At 43.9% G+C, this 13214-nt stretch carries 15 protein-coding genes; 9 read left to right on the top strand and 6 right to left on the bottom strand.

Translation table 11 applies throughout. The features are described 5' to 3' along the window. Positions 1-24: 24 nt before the first annotated feature. Positions 25-651 (bottom strand): DUF975 family protein, encoded by a 627-nt coding sequence (locus BA724_RS10540; protein WP_069938618.1) that lies wholly within the window; start codon positions 649-651, stop codon positions 25-27. A 149-nt stretch (positions 652-800) separates the two neighbouring features. Here BA724_RS10540 and BA724_RS10545 point away from each other — a divergent pair, with 149 nt between their 5' ends. Continuing rightward, positions 801-2108 (top strand): M48 family metallopeptidase, encoded by a 1308-nt coding sequence (locus BA724_RS10545; protein ID WP_069938619.1) that lies wholly within the window; start codon positions 801-803, stop codon positions 2106-2108. After that, entirely contained in the window at positions 2089-2535 is a 447-nt protein-coding gene (locus tag BA724_RS10550; RefSeq protein WP_069938620.1) for a YaiI/YqxD family protein, read from the top strand. The genes BA724_RS10545 and BA724_RS10550 overlap by 20 nt, the downstream gene beginning before the upstream one ends. A gap of 28 nt (positions 2536-2563) precedes the next feature. Here BA724_RS10550 and BA724_RS10555 read toward each other — a convergent pair whose 3' ends face one another. The 4 genes from BA724_RS10555 to BA724_RS10570 all read right to left on the bottom strand — a co-directional run bounded on the left by BA724_RS10555 (position 2564) and on the right by BA724_RS10570 (position 5808). Continuing rightward, entirely contained in the window at positions 2564-2899 is a 336-nt protein-coding gene (locus tag BA724_RS10555) for a helix-turn-helix domain-containing protein (RefSeq protein ID WP_069938621.1), read from the bottom strand. Positions 2900-3179: 280 nt separating this feature from the next. Next, positions 3180-3884: a twin-arginine translocase subunit TatC gene (tatC, locus tag BA724_RS10560; RefSeq protein WP_069938675.1), complete on the bottom strand. Its 705-nt coding sequence runs from the start codon at positions 3882-3884 to the stop codon at positions 3180-3182. A 70-nt stretch (positions 3885-3954) separates the two neighbouring features. After that, complete coding sequence (locus BA724_RS10565) at positions 3955-4152, bottom strand: twin-arginine translocase TatA/TatE family subunit (RefSeq protein ID WP_069938622.1); 198 nt, start codon at positions 4150-4152, stop codon at positions 3955-3957. A 12-nt stretch (positions 4153-4164) separates the two neighbouring features. Further along, positions 4165-5808: a PhoX family protein gene (locus BA724_RS10570; protein ID WP_069938623.1), complete on the bottom strand. Its 1644-nt coding sequence runs from the start codon at positions 5806-5808 to the stop codon at positions 4165-4167. Positions 5809-5981: 173 nt separating this feature from the next. Between BA724_RS10570 and BA724_RS18625 the strand changes: the two genes are divergently transcribed. The 4 genes from BA724_RS18625 to BA724_RS10585 all read left to right on the top strand — a co-directional run bounded on the left by BA724_RS18625 (position 5982) and on the right by BA724_RS10585 (position 9172). Next, on the top strand, positions 5982-6146 hold the full coding sequence (locus BA724_RS18625; protein WP_169818540.1) for a hypothetical protein: 165 nt from the start codon (positions 5982-5984) through the stop codon (positions 6144-6146). Next, positions 6115-6975, top strand: a complete 861-nt coding sequence (locus tag BA724_RS10575) for a prohibitin family protein (protein WP_069938624.1) — start codon at positions 6115-6117, stop codon at positions 6973-6975. Before BA724_RS18625 ends, BA724_RS10575 begins: the two co-directional genes overlap by 32 nt. A 125-nt stretch (positions 6976-7100) precedes the next feature. Next, on the top strand, positions 7101-8534 hold the full coding sequence (locus BA724_RS10580; protein WP_069938625.1) for an LPXTG cell wall anchor domain-containing protein: 1434 nt from the start codon (positions 7101-7103) through the stop codon (positions 8532-8534). Continuing rightward, entirely contained in the window at positions 8531-9172 is a 642-nt protein-coding gene (locus BA724_RS10585; protein ID WP_069938626.1) for a class A sortase, read from the top strand. Before BA724_RS10580 ends, BA724_RS10585 begins: the two co-directional genes overlap by 4 nt. Before the next feature lie 102 nt (positions 9173-9274). Here BA724_RS10585 and BA724_RS18300 read toward each other — a convergent pair whose 3' ends face one another. After that, positions 9275-9478: a hypothetical protein gene (locus BA724_RS18300; protein ID WP_141719921.1), complete on the bottom strand. Its 204-nt coding sequence runs from the start codon at positions 9476-9478 to the stop codon at positions 9275-9277. A 440-nt stretch (positions 9479-9918) separates the two neighbouring features. On the opposite strand from BA724_RS18300, the gene BA724_RS10590 reads away from it, so the two are divergent. The 3 genes from BA724_RS10590 to BA724_RS10600 are packed head-to-tail and all read left to right on the top strand — an operon-like array spanning position 9919 to position 13166. Then, positions 9919-10308: a GntR family transcriptional regulator gene (locus BA724_RS10590; protein WP_069938627.1), complete on the top strand. Its 390-nt coding sequence runs from the start codon at positions 9919-9921 to the stop codon at positions 10306-10308. Next, positions 10301-11200, top strand: a complete 900-nt coding sequence (locus tag BA724_RS10595) for an ABC transporter ATP-binding protein (protein WP_069938628.1) — start codon at positions 10301-10303, stop codon at positions 11198-11200. Before BA724_RS10590 ends, BA724_RS10595 begins: the two co-directional genes overlap by 8 nt. Then, on the top strand, positions 11175-13166 hold the full coding sequence (locus tag BA724_RS10600; RefSeq protein WP_069938629.1) for a hypothetical protein: 1992 nt from the start codon (positions 11175-11177) through the stop codon (positions 13164-13166). Before BA724_RS10595 ends, BA724_RS10600 begins: the two co-directional genes overlap by 26 nt. The last annotated feature ends 48 nt before the right edge of the window (positions 13167-13214 follow it).

Consider the following 13214-nt stretch of genomic DNA (forward strand, 5'->3'; position numbering starts at 1 on the left):
TTTTGTTCTTCGTTGACCAGGTTTTTAAAACACGTTTTTTTCTTCGTACTCTGCACGGAGTGTATTGTAAAAGTGAGCATATGTCACGCTGATATAAGGAGCAATCCAAAGAAAGCCGATGCCTAGTGTCACTATCCCAAGCAAAATCCAGCCGATAAAGGACAGACCCAGCACAAACGCTTCTCCTTTATGGCCATCCATCATTCTGCGTGATTTTGTAATGGCTTGAAGTGGTGAAAGCTCAGGCTCGTCACGCAAAATGTAGTACGTCATCATATAAGAAAACGATTTGATAATACCGGGAATAATAAGCAGCAGGAACCAGAAAAACAAAAACAAGCCTTGAAGTATCGATACAAGAATGCTTTTGCCAAACATTATTTTGTACGGTTCAAGCAATTGGGTAAAGCCAATTTTCCTGCCGCGTGATAAATCCACCCATGCCCACGTTAAGCCGAGTGTCATTGGAATCAGCAGAATGGAGATGGCAAGGATGACAGTGTCTTTCCAGGAATAGTCGTACTCATCTGGATTTAACAGAAAGTCAGGACCGCCTAACAGGAGCATCGATACAGCAAAAAGTCCTACCGCAATCAGCCAGTTCCCTTTGAGCGAAGCACGTGCCTGCGCACGCAATTTACTATAATACATATGGATTCCACCTTTCTCTTTTATATACGCATGATGCTGTTAAAAGTTCCTCCTTTTTTGAAAAAGAGGCCATTTTCGCATCTTGACCACTGTAAAAATTTGTCGTATGTTGTAAGGCATAAGTGTAGATAAATAAAGGAGAATGTTTATTGGAAAATAGAAATTTAGTGTATCCGAAAGAAACAATTTACTTTATTGTGTGCTGCTTCGTCAGCATTGGCGTATATATAGCCTTGTTTTTTTTGATTGTTGTATTGCCGGTGATTTTAGGCTTGTTTGTCGTTTCGCTATTTTTTCATGCGTTGATGATGGGATCCATTCGTGGGAATGGGATCAAGCTGAGTGAAGGGCAGTTTCCGGATGTGTATGAACGAGTTCAGGCGCTTTCACTGGAGATGAGGTTAAAGAAAGTGCCGGATGTGTTTATTGTACAGTCAGAAGGGGCCCTTAATGCCTTTGCGACCCGCTTTTTTGGCCGGGACATGGTAGTGCTTTACTCGGAAGTATTCGAATTGGCGCGCCAGCAGGGGGAAAAAGAACTTGATTTTATTATTGCGCATGAGCTGGCTCATGTGAAACGGCGTCACCTGTGGAAGAGCTGGCTTACACTGCCGGCATCATGGATTCCTTTTTTAAGCGAGGCATATTCGCGCGCGGCTGAATATACGTGTGACCGCCATGCGGCTCACTATGTGAATGATGGACAAGCCGCCAAGAACGCGTTGACGATTTTAGGGGCTGGAAAAGTACTATACCGAGAAGTTAATGAAGAGGCTTATGTGCGTCAGATTGAACAAGAATCGAATCCTTTTGTCTGGCTGGCGGAAAAATTGTCTACACATCCTGTCTTGCCGAAGCGAATTCAGCATATTGGCCAGTTTTTGCGCATGCCTGAATCGACCTCTTATCAGTCACCGAAAGGAAAAGTAATTGCCGGTATCGGAGCGATCTTTGCAGCGGGCAGCATTGTGATTGCCGGAGGGGTGTACGCACTGTCGGAAATGGTCACAGCAGGGGTATTTTCTGACTTAATGGAAGATGATTTTATCGGAGAAGATGTGACGGGTGAAACGGATGTGATGTTAGCGGCTTCTTCTGGAGATATGTCTTCTTTAAAGGAGATGATCGATGAAGGAGCAGACATAGGCGCGTTAAACAGCAATGGAGAAACGGCCTTGCATTATGCGGCCAACAACGGACAGCTTGAAACGGTAGCATTGCTTTTAGAGGCAGGGGCTGATCCGAACGTTGAAGATGATTATACGTTCACGCCGCTTTGGAGTGCATACATCAATGGCGATGAAGAAATGGCTGCTTTGCTTGTGCAGTATGGAGCTGATCCGGATTTAGAAGATGCAGAGGGTGACACAGTTCGAGGCTATGCGGAAATGGATGGGGAAGACGGATTTTTAGCGATATTTAACGAGGAGGAATCTGATGACAGCCTTATTAATTGATGCAGACGGCTGCCCGGTTGTTGATCTGGCTTGCTTAGCAGCAAAAGAATATAAGCTGCCTGTTGTCTTAATTTGTGATACGGCACACGAAATGAGCCGGCCCGGTGCAGAAATAATTATTGTATCAAAAGGAGCCGATGCGGTTGATTTTGTGCTCGTCAATCGAGTCAAAAAGGGAGATATCGTCATTACCCAGGATTATGGCCTGGCCGCAATGGTGCTGGCTCGACAAGCCTATGCGATCGATCAAAATGGCCGCGAGTATACACATGATAATATTGACCAGCTCTTGTTAAGCCGGCATACAGCGAAAAAAATCAGGCAGGCGGGCGGCAGATTAAAAGGTCCGGCCAAACGGCGTGAACAAGATAATGAACACTTTTCGCTTGGATTAAACCAGCTGCTCAGCCGGGTAATTGAACAATAAAAAGCAGTGGATTTATAATCCGCTGCTTTTATATTTCCTCATCTGATTGTTTTTTCCATTTTTGAAACGCTAAAAATTCTCGGAATTGTTCTTTGCTGATACCGGAATCCATTGCTTCCTTTGCTAAATGAACCCATTCATCATCGACTGGTTCTGGAGATTTCTGCGGGTCGACAATGAGGGATTCTACCGATACATTCAGTACAGCCGCAATTTTTGTTAAAAATTGAATAGAAGGATTCATTTGCAAGTCACGTTCTACAGAAGAAAGGTACGATTTTGCTACTGCTGCCCGTGATGCCAGTTCTGTTAAAGAAAGCTTTTTTTCCATACGTAATTTTCGTATACGTTCCCCAATCGACATCCAATCACCCTTATCGTGTTTTCCTTTATAAATAGTATCAAAGAATTCGACAAAATTATACATTTGAACGAAAAAAGGACAAAATTTGTTGAAGATTTAATGAAAGAATAGGAGAAAGCCAGAGGAGAGGAAAAGTTCTTGATGAGAAAATTACCATGAAGAGGACGACTGAACGGTCAGTAAATTTTACTGTTGTCAGGACTGTTCTCCATGTCATAGCTGTGTTGTGAATAAATGCGTGTGCGAGGTGGGTTATGAAACGGACGACGTGCCGCAAAGGTTAGTTTGCGGCAGCGGCCAGTTTTCGCTTGTAAACCATTTTGGAAAGCGACACACTCACTTCGTAAAGCAGAATGAGTGGAATAATCACAAGAACGTCTGACAAAAAGTCGGGTGGTGTAATTAAAATCGATATGACAATGAGCGCAAAGTAGGCGAATTTACGCATTTTTTGCAGGTTGTAAGGATTTAAAATGCCAAGGCTCGTTAAAAACATCATAATAACCGGCATTTCAAATAGCACGCCAAACGGCAGTGTCATATGAAGCAAAAACTTAAAGTATTTTTCCGTAGTAAAAAAGGTCGCAAACATGTCGCCGGACAGCGACATTAAAAATGACAGCACAATTGGAAACAAGACAAAGTAGCCAAATGACATGCCGGCAATAAACAAAAAAAACAAGGCTGGAATGTATGTCACAGTCACTTTTCGCTCTGTGGGGGACAAAGCGGGCCGGACGAACAGCCATGTTTGGTGAGCAGCGACTGGAATGGTCGCTGCGCCAGCAACGACGACCGCAATCAGGACATATACCATAATAATGTCACTCGGCCCAAGCAGTGCCAGTTTAAACGGCAGATCTTTCACAATGTATTGATAAATATCTTGTACAAATGTAAAAGAAACGAGAAAGAACACAAGAAACGCTGCGATGGTAATGATAAGCCGCCTGCGCATTTCTTCAAAGTGCTCCAACGCTTTCATGTTTTGCTCTTCCACGGGATCACCTCTAAAAAAAGCTGTCCCCGCTATTAGCGGGGAACAGCCCGGATTGTTAAACGAGTGTTTTTTCTTTTTTTGTTTCGGGCTTTGCTTCTTCTTCATCTGATACAAGCTCACGTGTCGACTTTTTAAATTCCTTTAGTGTTGAACCGAATGCGCGGCCGATTTCCGGCAGCTTGGATGGCCCGAAAATGATTAATGCGATGACGATGATTAAAACTAACCCCGGTACGCCAATGTTTTGCAGCATGAAAAGTCCCCCTTAGTATTTAAAGCCGGTAATTGCGACGACAGATGGACGCGGCTGGCTGTCGCCTTTGCGGTGCGGCCACATACTTGTCGGATTGTTTTTATCTTCGGTTTCTTCGCCTGGATGCTGAACGGCAAGGAACAGGGTTGTTTCATCATCAGTAAAGCACGGGCCTGTTAATTCCGCTTCAATCGGCGCGGAAGCAAACTGATACGCTTCACCCATCGCGTCACCGCTCGTTGGAATAACAAAAACGCCGTTGTTTTGGAATGTTTTAAAAATGCCTTTTCCGACTGAGCTGGATGAAATATCGGTAACAGTCCAAAGATTGCCATCGCTGTCAAACGTTAAGTTATCCGGAGCGCTAAAGCCGCTTTGGCGTCCGCCGCATGCGAAAATTTCAAAGTCAAACGTCAATGAACCGAGATCATCGTTATCTTCAAGGAAACGGGTAATGTGGCCGTGCATATTGCCGTGTTTTGCATTATTTGTGTGCGCGATAAAAACAGACTTGTCGAACGGGCTGATTTCAACATCTTCCGGACGGTCTGTTGGTGTGGCGCCCAGTAAAACAGCCGCATCATGTGCGTGAACAAGTACGTCCGCCTGTGTCTGGAATTTAGCTAAAAGCTCTGCATTGTCTTTTGTGGCAGCACGAACCGCTTCAATGGTTAACGCCACCCATGTACCTTTAGCCATATTCGCTGCATATAATGTGCCTTCTTCAAGTAAATCGGAATTTGCCTGCTTGCGCGACTTCACGTATTTGTTTTTGCTGATGAACTTGTAGACGCACGCATCCTGCTTGTCATCCCCCATGTAAACCGCAAGGCGGCCATCATTTGTTAAGCCCATCGCTGAATTTTCATGATGGAAGCGGCCAAGTGCGGTATGCTTGCGCGGAGCAAAATTCTTATCAAATGGATCGACTTCTACGATCCAGCCATAATGTGTTTCGTTCAGTGATGCTGCTTCTGACGTTGACTCGTAGTTTTCTTCCGCAGAAAGAACCGTGTTCCAAAGTGTTTTGCCGCCGGAGCAATTTGCGAATGTTCCTTGAACGATATCAACGCCGCCGACTGCTTTTGAGCCGCGGGCAGGACCTGTTAAACGGAACGGCGTCAATCCTGTAATGCGGCGTGCATATTTTGAAGATGTGTCCATTTTCCAAACACCATCTTCATTCTGGTAAATCTCAATGATCGAGCCACCTTGATTATAAAGAAGCTTTTGAATTTGCGAAGCGGAATATTTGCCGTTAACTGGAGCGCCTGTTACCCAAAGATCGCTCGTGTATTCATGGTTAACCCAAAGAAGTCCGCGCTGATTAGACCTGTTGATTGGGAAAAACATTGTAAAATCGTTATTGTACCCGAATGTATCGCCGGCTTTATTAATGACGTCGCCGTATGCTGCCACCACATCATATTTATATCCGCGCGGCAGAACGAGTTCATCCTTATCAGATGGCTGAATAGGCTTAAAATTTAAACCAGATACCTTTTTCTTTATGCCGAACAAATGGGAAGCCGCTTTTGTCCCTTGTGCCTGCGTTTTTGGCGCGAATGTGCTTAATCCCGCTGAAGCAACGGTCAAGGCTGTAACACCTGTACCGACATAAGTTAAAAATTTTCTTCTGTTTAAATCTTGAGTCATGACTGGACCACCTTTATGTATTTTTAAAACACCCAGTTGTTATGGTAAAAGATGAATGTAAAGAGAAATAACTTAAATTGTGCGAATTATGTAAAAAATTATTAAGTTTGTAAAAAGAATTGAAACTATTATTGAATTATTTCGTAAAAATAAGTCAAAGAGGTGATCGATCGATGAAAGTATTTATTGGTTCTGTCATTGTGTTGTTATTAATTGGGGCAGGTATTTGGCTCATGCTGTCACCTTCTTTTAAAAAAGTGGGGGAGACAGCTAGTAAAGTAAAAGAAAATTTCAAGGAGGAAAATGATGGAAACGATAACGCCGAAAAAGAAAAATAAAAGGATGAATAAAAAAGTAGTAGGCGGTTCGCTTGTTGCAGTAGCACTTATTTTAGGGTTAGCCCTTTTATCTATGTTTATTGAAAAAATTCCGAACGGTTACGTGGGAGTTGTATACAGCCCGAATGGCGGTGTCCAGAACGAAACGCTTGGACAAGGATGGCATCTTGTCGGACTATTCGACAAAGTGACGGTATATCCTGTCCGGATGCAGACAGTCAACTATAAAGACATTCAAGTGGCGACATCTGATGGAAAAAGCGTTACCGTTGATTTTGCTTATAACTACAGCATTCAGCCGGATAAAGTGGTCGATGTCTTTAATCAGTTTGGTCCAATTGAAGTGGAGCAGATTGAAGAGTCCTACTTGCGCACACGTTTATGGGATGCCGGGCGAAAAGGAATTGCCAAGTATTCGGTCATTGACACATATGGAGAAAAATCATCTGAAGCAGCCGTGAATGTCCAGACGCTTTTCGCAGAGGATATTCAAGCGCTTGGGTTTGTCGTCGATAATATGACTCTTGGTGTTCCAAAGCCGGACAAGTCTACACAAGCGGCGATTGACAAGCGGGTGGAAGCAGCGCAGGAACTTGAGCGGAAACAAATTGAATTAAAGATTGCAGAAGCAGAAGCGCAGAAAAAGAAAATTGAGGCACAGGGGATCGCGGACTACAACGAAATTATTAAAGCCTCTATATCTCCTGAAGTTATTCAAAAAGAATGGATTGAAAAATGGGACGGCGTCATGCCGAAAGCAACCGGCTCTGACCAGCTGATTTCCATTCCGATGGACGAAACAACACCGCCTGCTTCAACTCAGCCATAAATGGAGGGAGTTCACAGATAGCAGTGAGCTCCTTTTTTCTGAAAATTCCCTGTGGTTTTTGATTCTTTTTATGGTAAAATTATCTAAGAATTAAAAGTGAAGAGAAAGAGCTGGAGGAGAGATAAATGAAAAATTGGTTAATATTGCTCACGGCTTTACTTGTTGTCATGGGAATCATGCAGCCTGCTCAAGCAGAAGCGGAAACAGTGTTTTATACAAAATCTTCTGTCGCCCACGCGGATGGATCTACTACGCCTGTTTATGCAGTCAATGAGCCTATGACCATTCAGCTCGACTGGACATATAGTGGAGAAGAACCGGCTGTGTATAAAGTGCCGGATCCGTTTAAAATCAGCAAGGATGAGGAGCAGTCTTTAAAAACAGCAATAGGAGAAACCATTGGAATTTTGAAGTTAAATGCAGCCGAAAATACGGTCACAGCCGTTTTAGACGAAGCTGCAAAAGCTGGTGCAACAGGCACAGCAGCTATTCCAGCTTTATTTAACAAAGATAAGTTAACCAAAATAGGGTCGTACGATGTTTTGTTTCCGACCGGTGAAACCATTTCGTTTACAGTAACCGAAGCAGCAACAGGTGCGATCAAGGTGGTTGCTCTTGATGCAAATTCAAAGGCAAAGCTGGCCGGTTCCGCTTTTACAGTGGTAAATGAATCAGGAAAAGTCGTGGCTTCGCTAACGACAAACAGTGCTGGAGAAGCTTTAGTGCCGAACCTTGAATTCGGAACATACACAGTAACGCAAACAGCAGCACCAGATGGATATGCGGTACCGGAAGATCCGTGGAAAATTGACTTAAATACGGTGCTCGTCACAAAAGAAATTTCACATGAAAAAGCGACTGGCTTAATGGGTGCATTGAATATTACGGTTGTTGAAAAAAGCAGCACGACACCGATTGCCGGCGCCGAATTTGAATTAAAACCAGAAAGCGGTCTTTTTTCTAAAAAAGTGGTCACCGATGAAAAAGGACAAGCCTCTTTAACCAGCCTTTCCTATGGCAAATACATCTTAACTCAGACAAAGACGGATTCGGATTACGTGCTGCCGACGGATTCATGGACGATTACAATTGGCAGCCAGACGCCAGTTGAACAAAAAGTTGAAAACACACTTGTTAATGCCTATGGCACATTGACTGTTACACTCACGGATGCTTCTTCAAGTGCAGTACTAAAAGGAGCAGAATACTCTCTTTATGATGAAGCAAAAAAACTCGTCTCTAAAGTAGTGACAAATGACAAAGGAGTCGCTTCTTTTACAAATGTAAAGGCTGGCAGCTATATGCTTGAAGAAACGAAGGCGCCAGACGGCTATACGCGGTCAACTGATAAAACAGCCCTAACAATCAAAAGCGGCGAGACGGTCGAATTAAAGCTTAAAAATACGAAAATAGCAGCTGCATCGTCAAGCTCTACTGAAACGAAAGCAGCTGGAACACTTCCGCGAACAGGCGATGAATCCGGCATGATGTATATGTTCGGAGGAATATTGCTCGCAGCGGGCACGATGCTGCTTATGAAAAAAGGAAAACGTGCGTGAAACGGAGACAATGGATTGGTGTTCTATTTATTCTCGCATCTATTGTGCTGATTGGAGCGCCTTTTTTAAAGTATGAATTGCTTGAAGCCAGATCCGAAAATTTGACGGTTGAAGCGTTGACGCCGGAAAAAATTCAGAAAAACAACGAACAACCGGCCGAATTTAATATGGAGGCGATTGAGCCTCCTTCTGTCATAGAAAGTGTTGTTCAAGAAGCGGAAGCCGATAAAGCAGCGATTGTCGGCCAGATTAAGATTCCCTCCGTTGAATTAAGCCTTCCTATTTTAAAAGGAACGACCAATGAAAACTTAATGGCCGGTGCCACAACGATGCGTGAAAATCAATGGATGGGTGTCGGCAACTATCCGCTCGCCGGTCATCATATGAATCGGGATGATCTTTTGTTTAGCCCTGTTCTGAACGTGGAAAAAGGCGACGTTATTTACGTAACCGATTTAACGTATGAGTATGCGTATGAAGTGACAAAAACAGAAATCGTTCATGAAAGCCGTACGGATGTAATGGACAATACGATTGATCCGATGATTACGCTCGTTACGTGTTACAGTCCACGTGATCGGGAAAAGCGTTTTATTGTTTATGGAAACCTGAAAAAAACAACGGAATATAAAAAATAAGACGCACCGTCACGGGGCGTCTTATTTTTTGTGGGAAATGATATGGGATATTTTGTCATAAAACTACAAAAAAACCTCCTGGCGCGCTGCCAGAGGTCGTCCTTATAATTCAGCAGCCAGTACGAGATCGCCGGGGTGCTGTTCACATTCGGGTGTTGATTCTAGAGGGACAATAATCATTTGCCAGTCGTCATCCGTCGGCATTGTATAGGAAACAGCGCCGGTACCGGATTCGTCTGTCTTCAAAGTACCGGGCCGCACTTCACCGCTTCTGCCTCTTGTCCCTGCTGTTAAATGACCCTTCAAGTGTTTAAGTGCCAGGCGTATTCGTCCTTGGTGCTAAGCGGGATATTTCTTTCTTCAGCGATCGTTCGCGGGGATATCCATTTAAAACAAAACAATTCAATAATCTCCAGCTGTTCATCAGTGAGGTGGGTGGTTGCCTATCGTAATTTCGTTTCTCCTTCCTTCCATTGAACGAGATCCTCAACGGCTGGTTCGCCGCTTTTTAAGGACATCGCGGTCATCAAGTGCTTCAGTATGTTTATTTTTTCGCCGCATAGCATATGATCAATCCTGGCGTTGCGGGTAACAGTGAGCAACATCATAAAAATTTTCCTTTTGACCGGTCTTGCAAGTTTGTTTTATTTCAAACGATTTCCGCTGGAAAATGTTGCATTTTGAAAAAATAACTGTATTATTTATATTAATACAGTTAATACGGTTTATGAGAAAGGAGGACGGCGATGTTTACCATTGATACGAGAAGCCGCGTGCCAATTTACGAGCAGCTGATGGAAAAGCTCAAAGAACTGATCATTCGCGAAGTGATGAAAGAAGACGAGCAGCTGCCATCGGTACGGGCGCTGGCACAGCAATTAACGATTAATCCAAACACGATTCAAAAAGCGTACAGGGAGTTGGAGCGCGAAGGCTATATTTATTCAGTTCCAGGTAAAGGAAGCTTCGTATCACCGGTGAAAAACGAGATCAATAAGGAGCGGATGGAGATGTTGAGGAGTGAGCTTGAGCGGATCGTCGGCGAAATTTTATACTTGGGCGTACCGAAAGATGAAGTGATTAAGCTGATTGAAACGATGGAAGAACCGGAAAGGGGAGAAGGCGGGAATGATTAAGGCGGATCATGTGTCGAAGCGCTTCGGTCGTTTTGAAGCAGTGAAAGATGTGCACGTGCATGTGAAAAAAGGATCGATTTACGGACTGCTTGGTTCGAACGGTGCCGGAAAAACGACACTGCTCAAAATGTTGTCCGGTATTATCCAGGCGGACCAGGGAAAGCCAATGATCGAGGGGGAAGTGATTTTCGAACGGCCGGATATAAAAAAACGTATTTTATTTATTCCGGACCAGCCATACTTTTTTCATCAAACTTCGCTTTTACAGATGGCCTCTTTTTACGAGGCGGTGTATGACCGGTGGAGCACGGAGCGGTTTCACCAGCTGCATGGACATTTCGATTTTGATCCGAAAGCAAAGCTCTCACGAATGTCAAAAGGAATGCAGCGCCAGGCCGCGTTTATATTAACGCTGTCCGCGATGCCGGATGCTCTTATTTTGGACGAGCCCTTTGACGGACTCGATCCGGTTGTGCGCCAGCAGGTGAAAAATCTGCTTATTCAGGATGTAAGCAGCCGGGAGATGACGGTGCTTGTCTCGTCGCATAACTTGCGGGAAATGGAGGATTTCTGTGATGCGGTCGGTGTGATGCATAAAGGGCGGATTCTCTACGAGCGTGATTTGGAAGAGCTAAAGATAGATGTAAGCAAACTTCAGGTCGCATTCAAAAAAATGCCTGATGAAACGTTCCTAAAAGGAATGGAGGTCATACATTTTGAGAAGCGGGGACGCGTGCTGACATGTATCGTTCGTGGGAATGAAGGCGATATTGACCGGCATGTGCGTGCCTATGAACCAGCGATTTATGATGTGCTTCCGCTTACATTAGAAGAAATTTTTACGTATGAAATGGGGAGTGTCGGCTATGAAATCCGGAATCTTATCGTTTAATAAAGGACTGTTTTTGCAGCATACACGCTCCGTACTGTGGATTAGTGTATTTTTCCTATTATCCCAAATTGTCTTGCTGCCGCTTGGTATGCTGGTCGTGCTCCGTGATGAGTGGGGAGTAAAGGCAATTTTAGATGAAAAGCCGGAAAATATACTGCTCACCATTTCATTTGCAGTGCAATATATTACGTACATGGTATTCCCGGTGCTTGCGGGCATTATTTTAACAAGCTACATGACGAAAAAAGGTTCCTCCGATTTTGTCCACAGCCTTCCGTTTAAACGAAGCACACTGCTTACACATGTTTATGCGGCTGGGGCAATATCGCTCGCTGTACCGGTTTTAATTAATACGGTTATTTTGCTGGTCATGCGGCCGTTCGTTCACCCCATTACCTATACGATAGGGAATATAGTGGAGTGGGCGGGCTTATCGATGTTTATCGTGCTGTTTATGTTTATCGCAACCGTATTAATCGGCTTGTTTATTGGTCCGGCGATTTTGCAGGGAGTCATGGCATACGGCATTTTCGTCCTTCCGGCAGCGCTGATCGTCATCACAGTAACAAATGCGCGCTATTTCATTAAGGGGTTGGCTGTTGAAGCGTATACGGCAAAAATTATGGAAGACGGTATTTTCTTAGTGCGGGCCGGCAGTTACGAGACCCGCCCGTTCGGCGGGACAGAGTGGGCTGTATACATTGCGGTTGCGGCTGTGACGGTTGCTGTTTCCTATTACGTTTACAAAGTAAGACCCGCTGAAGCGGGAGATGAAACGATTGTGTTTCCATTTTTCAGATGGACGTTCATTTTCGTTTTAACGTTTGTGGCGATGATGATTGGCGGTATGTATTTTGCCGTACTGCTTAGCGGTACGATCGGCTGGATGATAGCCGGCTATGTCATCGGCGCACTGGCCGCCTATACGCTGCTGCAAATGATTGTGCAAAAGTCACTCCGGCTCATTTGGCCGTGGAAAGGGTTTGTTTTTTATACTGCATTGGTAATTGTTTTGATCATTCCAGGAACCATTTTCGCCAAATCATATGAACAAGCTATTCCTGACACAAATGAAATTGAGAAGGTATATATTGGCGATAGTGCAGAGCCGTTTGTAAATGAATTTTATATGGAAGAACAAAAGACATTATTGAAGCCAAACGCTGGTTTTATGACAGGAGCTGACTCCATTGAACAGGTGCGTGAAGTACACACCGCACTGATGGAGGAGCATAATGGAAGCCGATTAATGGACAGTTATTCTGTGACGATTATATATAGCTTAAAGGATGGCAGCCGGATGCAGAGACAGTATATGGTAAGCCCGGAAGTTATAGCAGATGCGACGGGGGAAATAAGAAAAAATCCAGAGTTTATTAAAGCATCCAGTTCATTATTTGCATTAAAAAACCCAAATGAGATTACGTATTTGTCCATTTATAATGGAGCGACAGGTTCACAAATGGCAAATGTCGCAGAAAAAGCAACGGTAGATGCTCTGAGAAAAGCACTTGAACAAGACATGTTGATGAGAGAATCAAGAATGTTTTCGATAAATTATTATGCAAGCGCTGGTTCTCTTGATCTTTCAATCGGAAAAAACAGAACCCAGACGAATCTTTATCACGATATCAGTTTAAGTGACAAGCAGACGATTGAAGCGATCCGCGAGCATGTGCCGAACGGTGAATTGTTTGCTTCAGCTGAAATGGTGGAGGAAGCTTATATTGTTAAAGCAGAAAGCCCGGAAGAGAAGCAAAAGCTAAATGATTTTATTTGGAGCGGGGAAGAAAATCCGGACTTGAAAGAAATGCCGCTGGAGTATGAACAGGTAAAAAGTATAAATGAGATTAGAAAATTAATGAATCCCGATCGCCTGGTCGAAGAGAGTGAGCGTTTACTCATTTTAAAATGGAAAGGAAATCCCGGCTATACAACTATTACGATGGTAGGGTTAAAAGAATAATCAGTGAAGCCGTCTCTTTTTTCAAGGGCGGCTTTTTATTAAAATATT

This window comes from Domibacillus iocasae, from assembly GCF_001750285.1.
In the GTDB taxonomy this organism is placed as follows: Bacteria; Bacillota; Bacilli; order Bacillales; family Domibacillaceae; genus Domibacillus; species Domibacillus iocasae.

Excerpts from the sequence above, each read along its gene's own strand:
- BA724_RS10600 (WP_069938629.1), top strand. The coding sequence starts at position 11,175 with ATGAAATCCGGAATCTTATCGTTTAATAAAGGACTGTTTTTGCAGCAT.
- BA724_RS10590 (WP_069938627.1), top strand. The coding sequence starts at position 9,919 with ATGTTTACCATTGATACGAGAAGCCGCGTGCCAATTTACGAGCAGCTG.
- BA724_RS10575 (WP_069938624.1), top strand. The coding sequence starts at position 6,115 with ATGGAAACGATAACGCCGAAAAAGAAAAATAAAAGGATGAATAAAAAA.
- BA724_RS10565 (WP_069938622.1), bottom strand. The coding sequence starts at position 4,152 with ATGCTGCAAAACATTGGCGTACCGGGGTTAGTTTTAATCATCGTCATC.
- BA724_RS10595 (WP_069938628.1), top strand. The coding sequence starts at position 10,301 with ATGATTAAGGCGGATCATGTGTCGAAGCGCTTCGGTCGTTTTGAAGCA.
- BA724_RS10570 (WP_069938623.1), bottom strand. The coding sequence starts at position 5,808 with ATGACTCAAGATTTAAACAGAAGAAAATTTTTAACTTATGTCGGTACA.
- tatC (WP_069938675.1), bottom strand. The coding sequence starts at position 3,884 with ATGAAAGCGTTGGAGCACTTTGAAGAAATGCGCAGGCGGCTTATCATT.
- BA724_RS10580 (WP_069938625.1), top strand. The coding sequence starts at position 7,101 with ATGAAAAATTGGTTAATATTGCTCACGGCTTTACTTGTTGTCATGGGA.
- BA724_RS10550 (WP_069938620.1), top strand. The coding sequence starts at position 2,089 with ATGACAGCCTTATTAATTGATGCAGACGGCTGCCCGGTTGTTGATCTG.
- BA724_RS18625 (WP_169818540.1), top strand. The coding sequence starts at position 5,982 with ATGAAAGTATTTATTGGTTCTGTCATTGTGTTGTTATTAATTGGGGCA.
- BA724_RS10555 (WP_069938621.1), bottom strand. The coding sequence starts at position 2,899 with ATGTCGATTGGGGAACGTATACGAAAATTACGTATGGAAAAAAAGCTT.
- BA724_RS10540 (WP_069938618.1), bottom strand. The coding sequence starts at position 651 with ATGTATTATAGTAAATTGCGTGCGCAGGCACGTGCTTCGCTCAAAGGG.